Below are 17934 nucleotides of genomic sequence, written 5' to 3' on the forward strand. Positions count from 1 at the left end.
TAAAGCACATAATGGTATCATTTTGAGTGACCAACTCATTGATAACTGTTTACAGGCAAGAAAAATGGCAATCGGGGCAATGGCCAAGATTATATTTCATGAAATTTGATGGCAACTGATGACTTTTTCATTGAACATAAAAACTGATATCATGCCAAATCCGAGTATAAAAGATGAAGAAAAATATGAGGCCCTGCGTGAAAAAGGGTACAGCAAAGAAAAATCCGCACGAATAGCCAACACCCCCGATGCCGGCAAGAAAGGTGGCAAGGCACGGCCCTATGAGGAGTGGACAAAGGAGCATCTTTACAACAAGGCCAAAACAGTGGGAATCGAAAACCGTTCAAAGATGAACAAGGCCGAACTGATCTATGCCCTTCGAAACAATTGACATGAACCATACAAGGCTTTTTTCCCTTCAAACTAAATGTATTATGCCCCATACCCATCCCCTATGAAAACAATAGACCCCAGCTTGATCCGACAGATTTTTGTGCTCCTTTTGATCGTATTGATAGGTGGGCTCATTGCATTCGAAATGATACCTTACCTCTCTGGGGTACTTGGCACGATCACCATGTACGTAATTTTGACAAAACCTATGAAATGGTTGGTGGGCAAAGGGTGGAATCAAAGATTGGCGGTAGTTCTGCTGATGTTTGCCTCCTTTATCATGATCTTAATGCCCGTGAGCGGGGCAATCCTGATGTTGGGGAACAAGATCGGCAACGCGGTGAAAAACTCCAAAAAGGTGGTCTCCGCCCTCAAGGGACAAGTACAGGAACTGGAATCCTATGTGGGATTTAAGTTTATTCCAGATATAGATGCCACAGGTACTTCCGATTGGTTATCGGATAGCCTGCAGGGCCTTGCCGGGGGTACCTTCAACACGCTCATTGCCATCTCCATCATGTATTTTTTGTTGTACTATATGATGACCAATCGTACAAAACTCCAAGATTCCCTCTTCAAATATGTTCCCATGAGCGATGAAAACCTAAAGCTCATTGGCAATGAGGTCACCGATATTGTTAGGGCCAATGCACTGGGCATACCTTTGGTGGCCTTGGCCCAAGGTACCGTGGCATTGATCGGCTTTTTGATTTTTGGGGTCGAAAGTCCGTTTTTCTGGGCAGTCATAGTCACCATAGGGTCCATGATCCCATTTGTGGGAAATTTTTTGGGGACCATTCCCGTGTTCATACTCGCCCTGTCCAATGGAAATACGTTCCAGGCTTGGGGCATTCTTTTGTACGGGATCGTTGTGGTGGGGTCCACCGACAATCTGATCCGACTCTATGTACTGAAAAAATTGGACAATGTGCACCCACTGATCACCCTGATCGGGGTCATTGTGGGCATTCCGCTGTTTGGGTTCATAGGTTTGATATTTGGTCCTTTGCTGGTGAACCTATTTCTCGTGGTCCTTTACATCTACAGAAGGGAATATGGCAAAAAGGACGAAGAGCAACTGTAATCGATTCTATTTTATCGAACCTATTTATCACCACCAAGTATTTTGACTTCATTAAAACTTGCCATAATTTGGTGAACCGATCTTAAAAAGATAGGGGCAAAATATGTCCAGTACAACAAATGAAAAAATCATCGCGGCCAAAGCTGCCTTAAAACTGGTAGAACACGGAATGGTCGTTGGGCTTGGTTCAGGCTCCACATCGGCCATTATGATTGAACTGTTGGGAAAAGCTTGCAGAGAAGGCTTAAACATCAAAGGTGTTGCTTCTTCCGGCATCTCAGAGAAATTGGCAATCAAAGAAGGTATTCCTGTCATATCTCTCGATGTGGCTCCCAAAATCGACATCAATATTGACGGTGCCGATGAGTTTGACACAAAACTACAGCTCATTAAAGGGGGAGGCGGTGCGCTGTTGCGTGAAAAAATAATCGCCCACTTTGCTTCCAAAAATGTGATCATTGTAGATTCAAGCAAAAAAGTCGAACAGCTGGGGAGCTTTCCATTACCCATCGAAGTGATTCCATTTGCACAAAGGAAAATCATGGATGAATTGGGCCAAATGGGTCTAAGCCCTCAAGTAAGACTTCACAATGGCAAAGAATATAGGACCGATCAGCATAATTCCATCTTAGATCTGGACATCCAAGGGCAAACAGACCTTGAAACATTGCAGTCAAGCTTGATCAACATTCCTGGAATTGTGGAAACGGGACTCTTTTTGAACACCACAAACCTGATCATCATGGGGTCAGGTAATGAAACCAAGACTTTTCAATAAGCAAAATCCATTGATATACAAATATTTAGCATGAAAAGCTATATGTCTCAAGAAGTCATCCGAAATTACAACATATAGTATACTCCCGATAAGAACACGCTTTATATGATTTTAGTTGATATATAAAAAAAATACAAGACGCTGAAAATCAAAATATCAACAGTTTTTTTATCATGTTTAAAAAGGTTAAGTCTGGATAACAGGAAGAAAGTTAATTTCATAACATTATAACAATCAGTGTTTTAAACTATTATAAAAACCGATCAGCCTAACTTTAAACTGTCATCAGAACAGTTTCAATAGTAATTGGCTTATTTGAACCAAATCTCAAATAGAGTCAATTTTGACCAAGGAAATATCATCTACAACTTTAAGTCTTCTGAGATTTCCAAGGCTGTTTCGATTTCCTTTACCAACTCCTCAACCATCTTGATCCCTTCCAGCTTTCCCGAAGGGAATGAAAACAACCCATTATCATTCATGACTGCCAAATACATCTGTCTATCCTGAAATGATAAATATAGGGGACGGTCAAATCTTTCCTTTAAGGACACTATGCGTTCCATAAGCGAAGAGGACAAGACATAACGGGCTTCCACCTGGTCTGTCCCATACACCACAAAATCCTTGGTAAACCTTGGGTCCTCCAAATGCATTTTATGTTCTTCCTTGAAGTTAGAACTCACCAATCTGTCCCATTTGGGCATCTGAGCGTTGGGCAAAACCACGGTATGCCCGTCCAGTTTCTTTGTGAACTTAAGCCAACAGAACATACCTCGATATGTGAAATAGTGATTGTCCGCCGATGTATTTGAAACCATGTTCCTGAACACATATCCATAAAGCACTACCAACAGGTTCAGGATGGGAATGCGCATTAAACCTCCGGTCACCTTGTTGGATATATTTTGTTCCACAATTCCGATATCCGCGATGTTAATGGTTGAATGGTCGACCTTTCCCCTTATCTGCCCATAGCTATATATTGGCGTATCCTTTTTTACCCATGCAAAGAGTTTGCTATGGACGATCTCTTTTATGGGAGCGGGAAGGCCTTGGCTAAATTCCACCTGTGGGAACAGCATTTTTATCATTTTCGCTATGGTCTCCTTTTCCCTAAGTTTGAATCTTTGAAAAGCTCTGGCAAAAAGAACAGTGGTCGGGTACAGCAAAGCCAGCAATCCTACGATTGGGTAGATATTCGCATATGGGTTGTCCTGGGTGGGCAGATAGGGTTCTAAAACAGACCGAAAACCGAAGTTCAATGTCGGAAAATAATTGCTTGCCCATAGCAATATCATCCACAAAACATATAAACCCGTAACGCCCCACATTACTTTTTGAAAAAAGAGGGAGCGTTTCCTCTTTTTGTAAATGTCGTTGAGCGCCGCGCTGGTTTCGCTATATGCTTTTTGTATAAGGTGCTGCATGGTCTTACCTTGGCCAGTCCATAGTGTTCCAAGGGCTATTGGGGTTTTCCAGGACCTGTTTGTAGATATGGTAGACTTGTTCCTTATAGGAATCGTAATCAGCCTTCATATCCAAGGCAAAACCAATGGCGAAGCTTTTCCCGAATTCTTCCCACGATGAAAAATGGCGCAATGCCAATTCCTTGGCAAAATGGATGACCTTCCATGCATCCTTTTCAGAAATCAGACCTCCAGTATATGCCTTTCTGGCCTGCCCCACCAACACCGCTGCATCGTAACCCGCTACGCCAAGCTCCAATTCGGAGTCGAACGTTAAAATGCCTTTTTGCTTCAACGTGCCCAACGCTTCACCATTATTTAACCACTCCAAATAGCGGTGTGCACGCTCATTATTGCCAAACTTTTCATCCATTAGTCTCTCCCACTGCTCTTTTGGCTCTTTTTGAATCATAGGATAGATGAAATCGAAATACCAGCGACGTCCATCTTTCATAAAATACTCGGTCAATGACCAATAACCTTCAGGCGTATCTATCCCCCACCCCTCCAAATAGGGTTTTATATCATTCGCTTGAAGAAATGTAAGTGTGTTGAAGTCGGCCTTCCACCATTCTGAAATTGGAGTGTACAGGGCAAGGGCAAAGCGTTGTTCCTCATTCAGGTTGCTGTTGGATGACTTTTTGAATCTTGCTTCCTTTAACTCTGGGGCATCATATTCCTCCTTTCCTGTTTTGAAATAGCGATAGGCATATGAGGCAATCGCCAATACCAGGATTACGTAACTGTACCAAGGTAGATTTTCGAACATTTGCATGGTTTATGGATTTAATAGTTGGTCAATGTCTATTTCTTTCTGTTCCGCTTTGGGTATTTCCAGCAATACGGCAGCTTTGTCCTTTCGTAATTTTGCCATCAGGTTTACCGGGAACATTTGGATTTTGGTATTGTAAACCGTTACTGCCGCATTGTAGGCCCTACGCGCCGCCGAAATATGGTCCTCGATATCGGTAAGTTTATCCTGAAGATCAAGGAACTGTGTATCCGCTTTAAGGTTTGGATAATTTTCCACGTTCAGGTGAAGGCCGCCCATGATCTTTGTCAGCTCGTTGGACGCCTGTATCTTTTCCTTTGGTTCCGAGGCCTCATGTATTTGGCTGCGAAGCTCGGTCACTTTTGTCAATATTTCCTTTTCGTGCGCCATATACTTGTTGAGCATGGCCACAAGGTTCGGGATAAGGTCAAATCGCTTCTTCAGATAGATTTCAATACTGCCAAAGGCTTGCGCTACTTGGTTCTTCCTAGAGATGATCTGGTTGTTGGCGATGATGGCCATTAAGCCAATAAGTCCCACAACGGAAATGATGATAATGATGATTTTCATACTCAAGTTTTATTCGTTTTGTATTCTTTCCCATTGAATTTCAACACCGTGGTTTCAGTTGAAATTGTTTCTTTGGCAAGGCAATCCCTATTTTCATCTTCTTCGTTTTTGGTTTCGGTAATCTTGCTTTTCACCAAAATATCAAACCAGCCGTTGGTCCGCTCTTCGGACAAAAGGAGTGTCTTTTCCGTACGGGTAAATTTACCCTGACAATCGGTATCCCATTCGCCGCCATAATCCATGACACTATAATTGCTCAGGATTTTTTGTAGCTCGTGACCAGATTTCACAAAAAGTGAAAGGGTCTCGTTCTCATAGGGGTTTGCACTGGACATTCCATGATAGCGTATCCGTATGCCAAAAGCCCTTTTTCCTTCGGATAGATCGTACGGGGCCGTATCTATCTTGATTTCCTGAAGTGCTATCGCATCAGAGACCCAATGGTTGGTTTTGGCACTTTCAAAGAAACTGTGCGTGATGTCCCCAGTTTGATAATCGACAATGACGATATGGCTGTTGAGTTCAAAATAGTGTTCTCCCCCATCAACAATTTCGGGAATGACAACGATTTCCCCATCTGGGTATTGGTTCAAGTTTTTTGAAGCTATCAAATCCGTTTTCACCTCCAAAGGATGAAGCCCAAGCGCATTCAAGACAGATAAAATCAGGGGATATTCCGAAAGGGTTTCACTTAAGATCTTGGAATCCGTTGCTTCTATGCTTCCATCACTTTGGATGCTGTATTCTTCTTGTTGGATCTCCTTTTTTTCTGTCCATAAAATACGGTTCAATGTAATTTTGTTCTCGCTTATCCTCGATTCCATTCTGGACATGCCTTCAGCAATCTCATCGTACGCAATCAATTGATGGTCGATGATGTTCCCTTCTAAATCATAATTGACCAATGTGGATTCCATTTCATGATCCCCTTTTTTGAAGGTCACCACCACTGTGTGAAAGTTTGGTGACAATTCAACTTTGTACGAGTCCATCGCCTGATATTTGGAACCTTCGGTATAGAAATCGGGATATATCCTTTCTATGCTTAAAGCTTGGGCATTTACACTTTTGATATCACCTTCATCAATAAAATGGTCAAAATTTGTAGTATCGATATAGGGCAACGCCTTGGTTTTGGTATGGGAGATCACCTCATCAAAACTTAGCGTGGTTTCCCCGTTGTTGGTTATGGTCTCCAAATGGGTCGCCTGTTTATCCTGTTCATTTTCAATAATTTCCAATTTCTTTTCCGTTCTTGGATTTTGATTGCAGGAGAACAACAAGATCATTACGGCCGCATACATTGGTTTCATCTCTTCAAATGGTTTTGCTTTTATATAAGGTCAATGGTTTTTTCCATCAGATAATGTAACGTGGCCACAACAACTAGGATAATCGATAAGGCCAGCATACGAACCAATACTTTATTCGTGCCAAAAATCTGTTTCTTTCGAATCAAAAAGACATCGGACAGTATAAAGAGGGTTGCCACTATGCTCCCAATAATCAATCCAATGCGGACTAGCCCGAACAGGTATATCTTTCCAAAGAAAAAATCCCAAAGGTTGGTTGCTTCGGGCAATGGCCCCAAAACAAGGTACATATAGCCGATGCCCAGAAGTAGGGCGGCCATGGTCCACCAAGCATATCCCAAAACAATTTTGATCCTCTTTCGACTTGATTTGATTCCTACCTTGTTCATTTTTCTACGGGATGACCAAAATTTCTGTTCTTGAAACCTCTCCTTTCTTGAAAAAAATCAGTTTGCCACAATAAAGATCTTGGTCATTTTCACAAAGATCCATTTGGAACGTTGCCAACAGAAAATCCGAATACATGGACAATTCTTCCACGACAAAACCACCGAGATCTTCCTCATTTTCCAAAAAATAGGCCGTTCCCGCATCTGCAAAAAGATTGATGCCCCAACTCTTACTGTATTTATAAAAACGGAATATATAGTTTGATGCGCCTTCGACCTTTTGATTCCCCAATCTTTGGTCCACATGCTCCAATACAAATTCTTTGATGGAAATATCCAGTCCATTTCTGTCCTCCAGCGGATTTTTGATCAAGTACAGGTCGGGATACACCTTGGATTGGATGAATTGCATTTTTTTAAAAAAAATGTGGTTGACACCCACAACCAAAACGACCAAACCACAAGCGGAAAGGGTTACCACGGTATGCCCTTTACTTTTGAACATGAACCTGAGCAGTTTGTAACCCAGGAATACCAGAACAACCAACAACAAAATCAATAAGGCAAGGATGATTATCTCCATTTTGAATGATTAAGGTTGTACCCGTTACTGTTCATTGTAATGGTTTTTGACCTCGGTCAAGATGGCATACAGGACCTTGTCATTTTTTTCTATTTCCCTTCGTTTCCAAAAGGTGTATTTCCAATATTGGCGATGTATGTTTCGGGTATCCGCTTTAAAGTACAGGTCTTCAAAAAAAGCCTCCTTATTGTTTTGGCCCGATATTTCTTCATGGGCGGACAACAATTCGTCCACTTGCTGTTCAAATACTTTTTGGTACAGACTTTTGGTAATGCTTTTGAATAGATCGGCCTTGTATCGATCAAATGTCTGTTGCAAATTGCCTGGGTTTCGATACCTGTTCAAAAAACCAAGGCTGAGGGCATTCGCCAACGAGGGACGTTCCGAAAAGAGATTGCGCAAAAACGTAGGATCCAGGGCAAGATTGTCATAATCGATACTGGAGCCGATCAGGGCATTCATAAAGCCCTCTTCCCCAAAATCATCGACCACCACATCCAATACTTCATTTAAACACAGGGCATCCCATTTTCCGCTGGCATGAAAGTCTTGCATACAAGGGTTGATGACTGCATACTCGGGTTTCGTGAGATCAATGGATTGATAGATGATGCTATTGCCATAGGTCAAATCCTCCTTGGCCGATTCGTCCGCAATCATTTCGTTCTCAAGGATTACTTCGTTGAGATAATCAACTTCCTGCTTTTCTTCAATCAACTTGAGCGATTCCGATGAGAAATAATAGGCCACACCTACCCATCCAAGACCAATGACCAACAAAATGACAACGGCTTTTTTCATTTCAATCTTTATAATGATTTTGGATCTCCTCTAAAATACCATACACCTCAGCAGCATTGTCTTCCGCGAAACGACGGTCCCAAAAGCTGAATGGCCAGGAATACGCAAAAGAACTGGTATATTCCAGGGATGGAAAATCGAGGAAAACATCATCCGAAACATCGTACATCCTATAAAACTCTTCATAGTTCAGTGTTGCGGTTATGGTGTCATATACTTCCACTAAATCGTCCACAACTTGTTTGCAGAGCTTGTCGTATTTCTTTTTCGAGAAAAAAGTATAGATATGGGATTTGTTGTGATCCCATAGGTTACCAATATTTTCCGCAGATCGGTCAAACGATTTTATCCTTTGGCCGATGTACAATAGCTGGCTCATCCGTTCAAAAAAAGCATAGTTTCGCGCATCGTTCAAATCACCGTAATCCACTTCCAGGTCTGGCTGTTCATAAACAGCGGGCACAACATACAATGCCCCGTAGTCTGACCTGCGGAACTCTTTGGTATTCCTGTCGTATTCAAACGGGATCTTCAAAACAGTGTTCCAATACGTTTCCCCATATTCTTGGCTTTCCAAACTGGCCATTATTTCATCCCTTAGGGTGTTTTTATAGGAAACAGAGCCCACGTTCATGCCCAAATCCAATAGGAATGCAGCGTATCCGTTCAAAACATTTCGATATTCTTGAAAGTGCTTAAAAGCGTCAAGTGCATTTTCAGTGGGGTCATTTTCATGAGGTATTTCAAGAACGCTCATTGCTTGAACAGTATAACGTTCCTTTCTTTTTTGATAGGCCGAATATTCTATATAAGCATAAAATGATGTTGCCGTAAGAAAAAGTCCGGCCATTACAAGCAATGTCACGGTAACGAATCTCTTTTTTGATAAGATCAAAAGCCCCATTATCAGCAGACAAAAAATAGCCGATGCGATAAATAGTATTTGGACAAGTGTCATTATTTTCTGTTTACCATTCTATTCTGCACTTTCCATACTCTTCCTTTATTTACCAAGCTGGGTTGCAACCAAATTTGTTCACAAACAACACCTTTTAACAAAACCTGTTATGTGTTCGATTCCATAGAACAAATACCTCCGACAACTGCTGCCGGAGGTGTTTGATTTGCAATTAATTGCCAAGGTCAAATTCCCTGATTGCCCTAACATGGAGCGGAATCGACTTTTGTTCGCTGCCTTCAAATCCATTAAAGGCTTTAAAAAGGGCAAAGCCGGGTTCAATATTGTCTTGGGTGGAGCTCCAATACGTCGAATTGGTAAAAGAATTTCCTCCATTGGCGGTTATGGTCGGATTTACAATGCTTCTGTTTAGATACAATTCATTAAGCTCGTCCATACTTGGTAAAAACCAATCATCAAACCCATTTAGGGACAGTTCTGCGGCGAGTTTTGCCGCAATTTGTACTTCGGGGCATGCGGATACAATCTCCGTAGTATTGGTTTGACCATTACCCAATGCGGTTCCCGTAGCACCATTTACAAAAACACTTTCGCAGCCCCACTGCACTGCACCTTGGTCAGCAATTGAAGTAACCAAACCATGGTTGTTGTCTGCGGGGTCTACCCAAAAAATAACCCCACCATGATTAAAGTCACCAACCTCATTGGTGTTTGTCAGGGCAACAAACGCATTCGCCGATACCGAATAAGTCCCATTATCTACAGAAATAGTCGCAAGCATGTTGGGGTTGACCTCATAATCGAACAAGGTTTCGTCAGCAACGGTCAACTCTCCAGTGTTTTGGTCTATGCTGAAAGCACCTGCCGGGTTTTGGAACGTAATGGTATAGGTGAGACTTGAACTGGCCGTAGCCTGTAGGGTTCCAATGCTATCGCCATTGGCTGGGTTTTCGTCAATGGTAAAGTTGCCCTGCTGTACGGTTATTTCATCCACATCGTTCAGATTGATGGTCACCGTAGCGGGATTTTCGGCATCATCCACGGTAACGGTCGCCGTGATGGTGGGATTTGTTTCAAAATCGAACAGGTTTGGGTCGACTACGCTCAGTTCTCCCGTTGCGGCATCGATATTCAATGCCCCATTTGGAGTTTGCGAAGCGATATTGAAATTTGTTGCGGCAGCCCCAGATGTTTGAACGGTACCAATGACCTGACCATCGGTTGGGTTCTCATCCACGGACAGGTTAATATCTTGAACAGATACTTCAAATACATTGTCAAGGTTAACCGTTACAGTCACAGGGTTTTCGGCATCCTCAATGGAAATGGTCGCCGTAAGGGTCGGGTTGGTCTCAAAATCGAACAACGAAGCATCAGCAACAGTCAGCTCGCCCGTAGCGGAATCAATGGCCAAGGCACCTGCCGGAGTCTGGGAAGCGATGGCAAAACCTGAAGCCGTACCTGTGGTCTGTAAAGAACCGACAACATCGCCGTTACTGGGGTTTTCATCCATCGTCACTTCCAAGGCCTGTGCGCTTACCTCGTTTACATTGTTAAGGTTGATGGTTACCATTACCGTATTTTCGGCATTTTCCGCATCGATTGTTGCCGTGATCGTCGGGTTCGCTTCATAATCGAACAATGACGCATCGGCCACGGTAAGTTCGCCCGAACTGGAATCTATGTCCATGGCCCCAGCAGGACTTTGGGACACAATACTGAAGTTCAACGCTGTTCCGCCAACTGTTTCCACCGTGCCGACCGTCTGGCCATTGGTTGGGTTTTCGTCCATGGTCACTGCCAAATCTTCAAGACTGATCGGTGTGCCCGCATCGTCATCATTGCTACATCCAAAGCTGATCAGCAAGATGGTCAAAATAAATACATAGGTTAATTTGCTTGTTTTGTTCATGATCTAAGGTTTGATGATTTCCACTAAAATTTTAAGTTGATGCCATTTCAGGCTCAGGACCGCCCAAGGAAAAGTGCAATTGCTGTAGGTAATCCTTAGTAAGAAATGGTTTTCGCAGGTTAAAACTGCAACAAGGAAATGGTCAAAAAAATAGCCAATATATATTCGCCAACTTTCAGCACATATCTGCGAGGTTCAAATGCTTATGTGTTTTTCAAAAGAGGCAACTATTTTAAAATCAGAGTCTTTACGATTGGAATCTAAAAACCATTGTATTTTAGGAAAGTGGTTAGGAACGCTTCTTTTTTTCGTAAGGAAACAGGTATCTTTTTTCCATTTTTTAAATGGATAATGCCCGATCTATCATATTTGTCTATGAATTTCAGGTTCACCATAAAGGATTGGTGCGGCCGGGTAAAATTTACCTTTTCAAGGTGTTCCTCATATTCTTTCAACGGTTTGGAAGCGATATATTTTTTGCCATTGGCCAAGTGGAAAGAGGTGTAACCCTTATCGGATTCGCAGTACAACAACTCTTGCAAGTCTATCACCTGAAAACTATCACTAAGTGATAGCACCAATGTGGAGTCATTTTGGTACCAGGCTTGTTTGGCCGTTTTTAACTGTTGCTTCTGTTCCTTGGTGGGCAGTGTCTTGACCTTGGCAAGGGCCAATTTGAGTTCTTCAACATCCACGGGCTTCAACAAATAATCAACGGCCCCGATCTTGAGGGCCCTGATCGCATATTCCTCGTAAGCGGTGATGAAAATGACCTTAAAATCCAAGTGCTCGGTCTGGTCCAAAAAATCAAAACCTGTGCCGTCCGAAAGGTTGATGTCCAAAAAAACAAGTTGTGGCTTGCAGGTATTGGCGACCACGACCGCATCTTTCACAGACCCACATTCTCCTATGACCTCTACATCAGTTTCCATGGATTGCAATAAATGGAGCAGTCCCTTTCTGATGTATTCCTTGTCCTCTACCAACAATGCTTTCATGCCGTTTCCAGTTTTTCATGGGGCAAAACCAACGTCACCACAGTTCCTTTTTTATTGTACTTGGCCCTATCCTCAATGGCAACCGACCCTTTCATTTTGAAATAGGTGGATAAAATTTTCAATCGCTCGGAGGTTATTTGTGTCGCCAATGATTTTTTGCCGTTTCCGTTCTTTTCCTTTTGGGAATCTATGCCGATGCCATTGTCCTTAATGATGCATACCAATTCTTCATTCAGATATTTTAAGTGCATCTCAATCTTTCTGTCCGTGGTTTGTTTGGCAAAAGCGTGTTCTATGGCGTTTTCAATGAATGGTTGTATGAGCATTGGGGGTATTTTGAACAATGAACCGTCTATGCCTTCATCTATAGTGATCGAAAATTCATAAGCGTCATTTTCCAGGTTCTGAAGGGCCATGTAGTTTTCAACAGCGGCCAGCTCCTGTGAGAGCAACACCATTTTGTCCCTTGAATTTTCCAAGGTTATCCGAAGCAATCTGGAGAATTTGGCCAAATAATCGACTGATTTTTTCTCTTCCTTGTTCAATATCATGCCCTGCAAAACGGAAAGTGAATTGAACACAAAATGCGGATTCATTTGCGAGCGCAGCAATTTTTGCTCCGTGATGATGCTCTGGTTCTTGACCTTGATAGTGTTGAATTTCTGATAAAAGATCATGGAGCCCAAGAAAATCGAGACCAACAAAATACCTATAATGGCCCAAAGTAGATTTTGGTTGGAGCGATCCAGGTCTTGGGAGGTTGCGAGAACGGTTTTTGTAAGTTTCAATTCCCGGATATTGGCAGAATCAAGGGCCTGTTTGTATTTGTATTCATATTCGATTTGCGTGATTTTTTCAATATTCTCTTTATTGAACAAACTATCGTTCAAGGCTTTGAACTGTTGATGACTTTCCAATGCCTTTTTATAGAGATGGGTATTCTCGTAAATTATGGTAAGGAGTCCTGCCGCCTTTTTCTGGTTTTCAAGTAGTTCCAGTTCCTCGGCCATCTGTTTGCCTTCATTGACAAATGCAAGTGCTTCGCGGTATTTCTTCTCAAAAACATAGGTTTCTGCAATACCCAAGAGACTGGTTGGCAAAATATCCCTGTTGCCCGTATTTAGACAAATGTCCCTTGCTTCCATAAAGTTTGTACGGGCCTGCACAGGTTCATCCAACAATAGATTGACTTCTGCAATATTGTTGTAACAGATTGCGGTATGCCTTACATTCTCGATTTGACGACTGGTTTCCAGTGATCTCTGATAATTTTCAAGCGCTTTGGAATACGCTTTTTCATCTTTGAAGATGTTGCCGATACTGGCCTCGTTCATGGCCATGAGTCGTTTGTTCCCGATTTTTGTCGAATAGGCCAAAGATTGCTGGTGATACCTTAGGGATTTTTCATTGTCTTTTAGCGAGTTGTACACTTCACCCAGGTCATGCAGCTTGATGGCCATACCCAGCATGTCGCCCGTTTTCTTGTCAAAGTCCAGTGCTTTGTTCAAATAGTCAATGGCCAAGGGGTAATTGCCCTGTTTTTTATATACAACACCCAAATTGGTATACACGTAAGAAACTCCATCCTCATCGCGACTGTCTTCACTCAATTTCAGGGCATGCTTATAGTTTGAAATGGCATCATTGAAATTTCCACTTTCGGAATAGGCGTTTCCACTGTTTATCAGGCAGGTGACAAGTTCCGTAGTATCTTTTAGCGCTGCATAGATTTCGGAAGCTTTTTTATAGGCTTCTATAGCTTCATCATATTGGGACAGATCGTAATGGGTAATCCCAAATGCGGTATAAATGGATGCAATTCCAGCTTTGTGGTTTATGGATTTGTAATAATCCAACGATTGTTGAAAATAGTCCAGACTTTTCCCATATTCGGATCTTGTATTCTCCAGAATGCCCTTAAGATATAAGACCCGTGCCTTGCCAGCGTTGAAATCCAAACTATCGCTCAAGACCTCCGCTTTTTGCAAATAATCGTTGGAAATTCCCAAATCGGTCCGGAAATGTTCAAAGGCTAGATAATAAAGTAGCATTACTTGTGTCGAATCACTTTCCGTGTGCTTTTCCAATGCTGTTTTAAGACTATCAATTTTCTTGGTTTGAGCCTGTACGTTACCTTGAAAAAACAATACAAAGAGCACTAAGAACCAATGGCAATATCTAAGGGAATGCAACAAAACCCTGTTCAAAAAGACTTTTTTTATTGGATTGGATGAGCAAACCTTAGCAAGCGATGCTTTATGCCGAGAAAAGGTTTGTTCCTTTAAAATCATTGGTCGTATTGAGGTCAATTCTGGACAAAATACGGCTTTTATGTCTCCTTTGAAGGGGAAAAGATGACTTTTCTTTAAGGCGGTCGCACATCAATGTATATCCGTAATGTTTGGATGAATATTTGCGGGGGCAGGGTGGTTATTGGCTTAACAAATTTCCAACTTTTTTCGTCGGGATGACTGAATCACCCATATGATTGTATGTTGTTGTAAATCAGAAACAAGCACAGGTCTGTAAATCAGACTCTGTCTGAGGTTTTAATTCCATTGCGGCTAGCCCCAGTGGAATTAGCGTTTATGACAGGGGTATCCTGTTTCCAAATTTAATATAAAATTGTTGTATGGTCAGGCTCCAATTATGCAGGGGTGCTGTCCATTTCTTCTCGATGTTTTTGGTGGCCAGATAGACCTGCCAAAGACCATATGCCGCGACAACGGTCCGGAGTTCATATCGAAGACCCTATCAAAATGGTGCAAGGGCAAACGGGTGGAGCTCCAGTTCATCCAGCCCGACAAGCCCATGCAGGACGGATATATGGAACGCCTGAACAGGTTTTATAGGGAGGATGTGCTCGACGCCTATTGGTTCAACCACCTGCACCAAATAAAGGCGCTGACCCAAAAATGGATGGAGGATTACAATACAAGGCATCCCCATTCATCAATCGGGGGGAATACAAGAACCGTTTCGGGGAAGAATTCTTCCCCGAAACAGACCACATTAATGATAATTTTATGAATTTAGCGATATCCTAAAATGGGTAAGGCTACAATTGTTCAGGCACTATGACGGTCAAGGCTTTCTTTTCAATACCGATGAAAATGGTATTGTCCTCCACGACATGGAATTCCCCGTCAATCTGGGAATCAAAATGGGTGCCTGGGAGACTTGACAGAGCTAGGGTCGTAGTTTGAAAATGCCTTGCCTCCTTGAGCAAGTGCGGCCGATTCATCAAGAGCAAGACGCCCAACACCAACATTTTGACCCTGTTGACCTTGGTAACGACCAACACATCCAAAAGTCCGTCCTGCAAGGATGCTTGGGGTGTAAGGCTCAGATGGTACCCCATCACATTGGTATTGGAAACAAACACCAAAAAGGGGTTCGTCTTCCATTTCCTGCCATTGGCCTTTATTTCGATCTCCTGGGGTTTCGTCAATTGCTTTAAGGAGGTTATGCACGCAGCCAGATACCCAGATAGGGTACGCCTATTGGACGATTCGTAATTCTTGATGACACTGGCATCAAAACCGACTCCCGTATTACTGAAAAAAAAGCGACCGTTCATCCGCCCCACATCAATTTTGGTCATATGGGCATTCCGCAAAAGTACCAGTGCCTCACACAAGTTTTTAGGGATATCGAGGTTGGAAGCCAAACCATTTCCGGAACCAAAAGGTATGATGCCCAAGGGGATGTCGGTTCCCACAAGACAGGAAGCCACCTCGTTTATGGTCCCATCTCCGCCGCAGGCCACAATAATATGGGCTCCTTCGTGCAAGGAAGCCTTGGTCAATTCCGTGGCATGCCCTGGATAATTGGAAATTTTAAGACATAAATCAAAGTGTTTCGCCTCAAAATACTGCGACAACAATACTTCGTTGATCGTGGAGTCGCCCTTGCCTGCAATGGGATTTACAATAAAATGGACATTCTTCATAGGTTTACTTTTAGATCCAGCCCATTATGGTTGTAGAGGTAATCGGCAAGTTGGTAATAGGAAATGGTCTCGTTCAAAAACGCAGTGTCCATTGGTTCTTTCGATAGGCTGTTATTTTTTTGGTCCCAGTTATATTGATTGGCGGTCTTTCCATCGCCCAACACCATCAATTCATCCTTCTTTAATAGGCCCAATTTTCTGTAATTGCCCACAAATGCACGTTGGTCTTCTGGTTTCATACTGAACACATCGCGACCAAAAAAATTGTTATTATAGTTCCAGCCCAACAAGGAGAAGAGCGTTGGCATCACATCTATCTGGGAACATTGCCGGGTAATCTTATATCCTTTACCCCCTTCCAGATTTACAATAATGGCAGGGATGTGATAGTTGTCCACATCCAATTCCCACTTTCCTGCACTGCTTGCACAATGGTCTGCCATAATCACAATCACCGTGTTGTTATACCACGATTTGGCCTTGGCCTGTCTCAAGAATTGACCAATGGCGAAATCGGTATATTTTACGGCCCCACTTCGCGATGTGCCCGAGGGGATATCGATTTTACCTTCTGGGTAGGTATAGGGTTTATGGTTGGACGTGGTCATGACAAAATCAAAAAAAGGTGTGCCCTGCTCTACAGATTTGTCTGCCTCCTTCAAAACCTTATTGAAAATGTCCTCATCACAAATGCCCCACGCATTTTCAAAAGTGACCTCATCATCTTCAATGTTCTTACGTGAAGTGACAATATCCCGAGAGGGTAAAAATCCACGTCCTCGGTCCACAATGTCAAACCCATTACCACTGAAGAACTTGTCCATATTGTCAAAATACCCATCGCCGCCATAAAAAAAGGTTCTACTGTACCCCTTTTCTTTGAAAACCTCACCGATGGTGAACAGGTTTTGGTTATGCTTGCGTTTTACAATGCTCCTGCCCGGAGTTGGGGGAATGCTCAAGGTAATGGCCTCCATGCCCCTCACGGTACGGGTGCCGGTGGCATACAGGTTAGAGAAATAGGTCTCCGCCTGCGCAATGGAGTCCAGATTTGGGGTCAAGTGATTTTCATTCCCAAAAATGCCCAGATAGTTGGCACTCAAACTCTCCACACAAATCAAGATGATATTCGGTTTTTTTTCAACACCCCCTTTTATGGCGCGAAGAATATTGTCTTCGGGTTCCAGCAGACTGTCCAAAGGACCTGTTACCTGCTTTTGCACCTTGTTAAGGGCTTCTTTTTCAGAAATGGTTTTGTAAAAATCGGTGTAGCTGAGCTCATTGTTCCGAAACGCTGCGAAGAAGGAATATATCCCTGCTTTCGAAAGCTCATTGTTATATCTGTTTTCTGAGGTTTCTGCAGAATCGTTCTCAATGGAAACAGTGTAAAATGACATCACCAAAATGGCCATGGCAAAAGGAACCAACTTCACTTGAAATCCATCATGTGCCGAAAATACCTTTTTGAAAAACCCTTTACGTGCGAAAAGCCAAACTGTAGTTGTAACTAAAATGACCATACCACCGATCAAAAGTGGTAAGGGATAGGATTCGTTAATGTTTTTGACCACTTCGTAGGTGTAGATGAGGTAATCCACCGCAATAAAATTGAACCGTCTTTGGAATTCATCCCAAAAGGTGATTTCCGCAAAAAAGGAAAAGTAAACAACGAGCAATGCCAGGGAGAACCCAAAGTAGACCAAGATTCTATCCAACAAAGAACCATAAAACCGTTTGGGAAAAAGCAAAAAGTACAGGGAGGCCGAAACATAGAAAAAGGACACGGTTCCCAAATCAAAAAACAATCCTGTAAAAAATATCTTCAGCAAACTAAATAGGGAGTGTTCCACTTCCGCAAAATCTAGGATCAGAAAAGATAGTCGCATCAAAAATGACAGTGCCAAAAAAAGAAGGGCAAAGGCATTGACCAGGGCGTAACGCGAGGGAAATAATTTTAACTTCATGGGTATTCCAATTAATTCAATATGTAAATGAGCTTTG

The 17934-nt window shown here is 42.6% G+C and carries 17 protein-coding genes; 4 read left to right on the plus strand and 13 right to left on the minus strand.

The window, feature by feature from the left end; all coding sequences use genetic code 11:
• The first annotated feature begins 151 nt into the window (after nucleotides 1-151).
• The 3 genes from FOT42_RS04000 to rpiA all read left to right on the plus strand — a co-directional run bounded on the left by FOT42_RS04000 (nucleotide 152) and on the right by rpiA (nucleotide 2255).
• Nucleotides 152-391 (plus strand): Rho termination factor N-terminal domain-containing protein, encoded by a 240-nt coding sequence (locus tag FOT42_RS04000; RefSeq protein ID WP_151889260.1) that lies wholly within the window; start codon nucleotides 152-154, stop codon nucleotides 389-391.
• A 63-nt stretch (nucleotides 392-454) separates the two neighbouring features.
• Nucleotides 455-1477, plus strand: a complete 1023-nt coding sequence (locus tag FOT42_RS04005; protein WP_151889261.1) for an AI-2E family transporter — start codon at nucleotides 455-457, stop codon at nucleotides 1475-1477.
• A gap of 103 nt (nucleotides 1478-1580) precedes the next feature.
• Nucleotides 1581-2255, plus strand: coding sequence for a ribose-5-phosphate isomerase RpiA (rpiA, locus tag FOT42_RS04010; RefSeq protein ID WP_151889262.1), 675 nt, complete (start codon nucleotides 1581-1583; stop codon nucleotides 2253-2255).
• A 362-nt stretch (nucleotides 2256-2617) separates the two neighbouring features.
• On the opposite strand, the gene FOT42_RS04015 is transcribed toward rpiA, so the two are convergent.
• From FOT42_RS04015 to FOT42_RS04065, 11 genes are all read right to left on the minus strand, one after another.
• Nucleotides 2618-3685: a DUF3137 domain-containing protein gene (locus FOT42_RS04015; protein WP_151889263.1), complete on the minus strand. Its 1068-nt coding sequence runs from the start codon at nucleotides 3683-3685 to the stop codon at nucleotides 2618-2620.
• Nucleotides 3686-3689: 4 nt separating this feature from the next.
• Nucleotides 3690-4493: a DUF1266 domain-containing protein gene (locus FOT42_RS04020; RefSeq protein WP_192938312.1), complete on the minus strand. Its 804-nt coding sequence runs from the start codon at nucleotides 4491-4493 to the stop codon at nucleotides 3690-3692.
• A gap of 9 nt (nucleotides 4494-4502) precedes the next feature.
• Nucleotides 4503-5066 (minus strand): LemA family protein, encoded by a 564-nt coding sequence (locus tag FOT42_RS04025; protein ID WP_151889265.1) that lies wholly within the window; start codon nucleotides 5064-5066, stop codon nucleotides 4503-4505.
• 2 nt (nucleotides 5067-5068) lie between these two features.
• Nucleotides 5069-6379 (minus strand): PA3715 family protein, encoded by a 1311-nt coding sequence (locus tag FOT42_RS04030; RefSeq protein ID WP_151889266.1) that lies wholly within the window; start codon nucleotides 6377-6379, stop codon nucleotides 5069-5071.
• A gap of 20 nt (nucleotides 6380-6399) precedes the next feature.
• Complete coding sequence (locus tag FOT42_RS04035; RefSeq protein ID WP_151889267.1) at nucleotides 6400-6768, minus strand: hypothetical protein; 369 nt, start codon at nucleotides 6766-6768, stop codon at nucleotides 6400-6402.
• Nucleotides 6769-6772: 4 nt separating this feature from the next.
• The gene (locus FOT42_RS04040) at nucleotides 6773-7351 is read right to left on the minus strand and encodes a hypothetical protein (RefSeq protein ID WP_151889268.1); all 579 of its coding nucleotides are present in this window, start codon (nucleotides 7349-7351) and stop codon (nucleotides 6773-6775) included.
• 24 nt (nucleotides 7352-7375) lie between these two features.
• On the minus strand, nucleotides 7376-8152 hold the full coding sequence (locus FOT42_RS04045) for a hypothetical protein (protein WP_151889269.1): 777 nt from the start codon (nucleotides 8150-8152) through the stop codon (nucleotides 7376-7378).
• Nucleotide 8153: 1 nt separating this feature from the next.
• A complete protein-coding gene (locus FOT42_RS04050; protein WP_151889270.1) occupies nucleotides 8154-9017 on the minus strand; it encodes a hypothetical protein in 864 nt (287 codons plus the stop codon).
• 265 nt (nucleotides 9018-9282) lie between these two features.
• Nucleotides 9283-10983 carry a cadherin domain-containing protein gene (locus tag FOT42_RS04055; RefSeq protein WP_151889271.1) on the minus strand — a complete coding sequence of 567 codons (1701 nt, stop codon included), beginning with the start codon at nucleotides 10981-10983 and terminating at the stop codon, nucleotides 9283-9285.
• A 260-nt stretch (nucleotides 10984-11243) separates the two neighbouring features.
• The gene (locus FOT42_RS04060; protein ID WP_151889272.1) at nucleotides 11244-11981 is read right to left on the minus strand and encodes a LytR/AlgR family response regulator transcription factor; all 738 of its coding nucleotides are present in this window, start codon (nucleotides 11979-11981) and stop codon (nucleotides 11244-11246) included.
• Nucleotides 11978-14032, minus strand: coding sequence for a tetratricopeptide repeat-containing sensor histidine kinase (locus FOT42_RS04065; RefSeq protein WP_192938313.1), 2055 nt, complete (start codon nucleotides 14030-14032; stop codon nucleotides 11978-11980). Before FOT42_RS04065 ends, FOT42_RS04060 begins: the two co-directional genes overlap by 4 nt.
• 598 nt (nucleotides 14033-14630) lie before the next feature.
• Here FOT42_RS04065 and FOT42_RS04070 point away from each other — a divergent pair.
• Nucleotides 14631-15011 (plus strand): integrase core domain-containing protein, encoded by a 381-nt coding sequence (locus FOT42_RS04070; RefSeq protein ID WP_151889274.1) that lies wholly within the window; start codon nucleotides 14631-14633, stop codon nucleotides 15009-15011.
• Nucleotides 15012-15039: 28 nt separating this feature from the next.
• Here FOT42_RS04070 and FOT42_RS04075 read toward each other — a convergent pair whose 3' ends face one another.
• Complete coding sequence (locus FOT42_RS04075) at nucleotides 15040-15933, minus strand: diacylglycerol/lipid kinase family protein (protein WP_151889275.1); 894 nt, start codon at nucleotides 15931-15933, stop codon at nucleotides 15040-15042.
• Nucleotides 15930-17897: an LTA synthase family protein gene (locus FOT42_RS04080; protein ID WP_151889276.1), complete on the minus strand. Its 1968-nt coding sequence runs from the start codon at nucleotides 17895-17897 to the stop codon at nucleotides 15930-15932. The genes FOT42_RS04075 and FOT42_RS04080 overlap by 4 nt, the downstream gene beginning before the upstream one ends.
• Nucleotides 17898-17934 lie beyond the last annotated feature (37 nt).

It is taken from the genome of Flagellimonas hadalis (assembly GCF_007785775.2).
GTDB lineage: Bacteria > Bacteroidota > Bacteroidia > Flavobacteriales > Flavobacteriaceae > Flagellimonas > Flagellimonas hadalis.

What these genes read in the sequence shown, in the direction of transcription:
- FOT42_RS04030 (WP_151889266.1), bottom strand. Translation starts at nt 6,379, where the DNA reads ATGAAACCAATGTATGCGGCCGTAATGATCTTGTTGTTCTCCTGCAAT.
- FOT42_RS04040 (WP_151889268.1), bottom strand. Translation starts at nt 7,351, where the DNA reads ATGGAGATAATCATCCTTGCCTTATTGATTTTGTTGTTGGTTGTTCTG.
- FOT42_RS04060 (WP_151889272.1), bottom strand. Translation starts at nt 11,981, where the DNA reads ATGAAAGCATTGTTGGTAGAGGACAAGGAATACATCAGAAAGGGACTG.
- FOT42_RS04045 (WP_151889269.1), bottom strand. Translation starts at nt 8,152, where the DNA reads ATGAAAAAAGCCGTTGTCATTTTGTTGGTCATTGGTCTTGGATGGGTA.
- FOT42_RS04065 (WP_192938313.1), bottom strand. Translation starts at nt 14,032, where the DNA reads ATGCTACTTTATTATCTAGCCTTTGAACATTTCCGGACCGATTTGGGA.
- FOT42_RS04000 (WP_151889260.1), top strand. Translation starts at nt 152, where the DNA reads ATGCCAAATCCGAGTATAAAAGATGAAGAAAAATATGAGGCCCTGCGT.
- FOT42_RS04055 (WP_151889271.1), bottom strand. Translation starts at nt 10,983, where the DNA reads ATGAACAAAACAAGCAAATTAACCTATGTATTTATTTTGACCATCTTG.
- FOT42_RS04020 (WP_192938312.1), bottom strand. Translation starts at nt 4,493, where the DNA reads ATGTTCGAAAATCTACCTTGGTACAGTTACGTAATCCTGGTATTGGCG.
- rpiA (WP_151889262.1), top strand. Translation starts at nt 1,581, where the DNA reads ATGTCCAGTACAACAAATGAAAAAATCATCGCGGCCAAAGCTGCCTTA.
- FOT42_RS04080 (WP_151889276.1), bottom strand. Translation starts at nt 17,897, where the DNA reads ATGAAGTTAAAATTATTTCCCTCGCGTTACGCCCTGGTCAATGCCTTT.
- FOT42_RS04070 (WP_151889274.1), top strand. Translation starts at nt 14,631, where the DNA reads ATGCAGGGGTGCTGTCCATTTCTTCTCGATGTTTTTGGTGGCCAGATA.
- FOT42_RS04025 (WP_151889265.1), bottom strand. Translation starts at nt 5,066, where the DNA reads ATGAAAATCATCATTATCATCATTTCCGTTGTGGGACTTATTGGCTTA.
- FOT42_RS04005 (WP_151889261.1), top strand. Translation starts at nt 455, where the DNA reads ATGAAAACAATAGACCCCAGCTTGATCCGACAGATTTTTGTGCTCCTT.
- FOT42_RS04035 (WP_151889267.1), bottom strand. Translation starts at nt 6,768, where the DNA reads ATGAACAAGGTAGGAATCAAATCAAGTCGAAAGAGGATCAAAATTGTT.
- FOT42_RS04015 (WP_151889263.1), bottom strand. Translation starts at nt 3,685, where the DNA reads ATGCAGCACCTTATACAAAAAGCATATAGCGAAACCAGCGCGGCGCTC.
- FOT42_RS04075 (WP_151889275.1), bottom strand. Translation starts at nt 15,933, where the DNA reads ATGAAGAATGTCCATTTTATTGTAAATCCCATTGCAGGCAAGGGCGAC.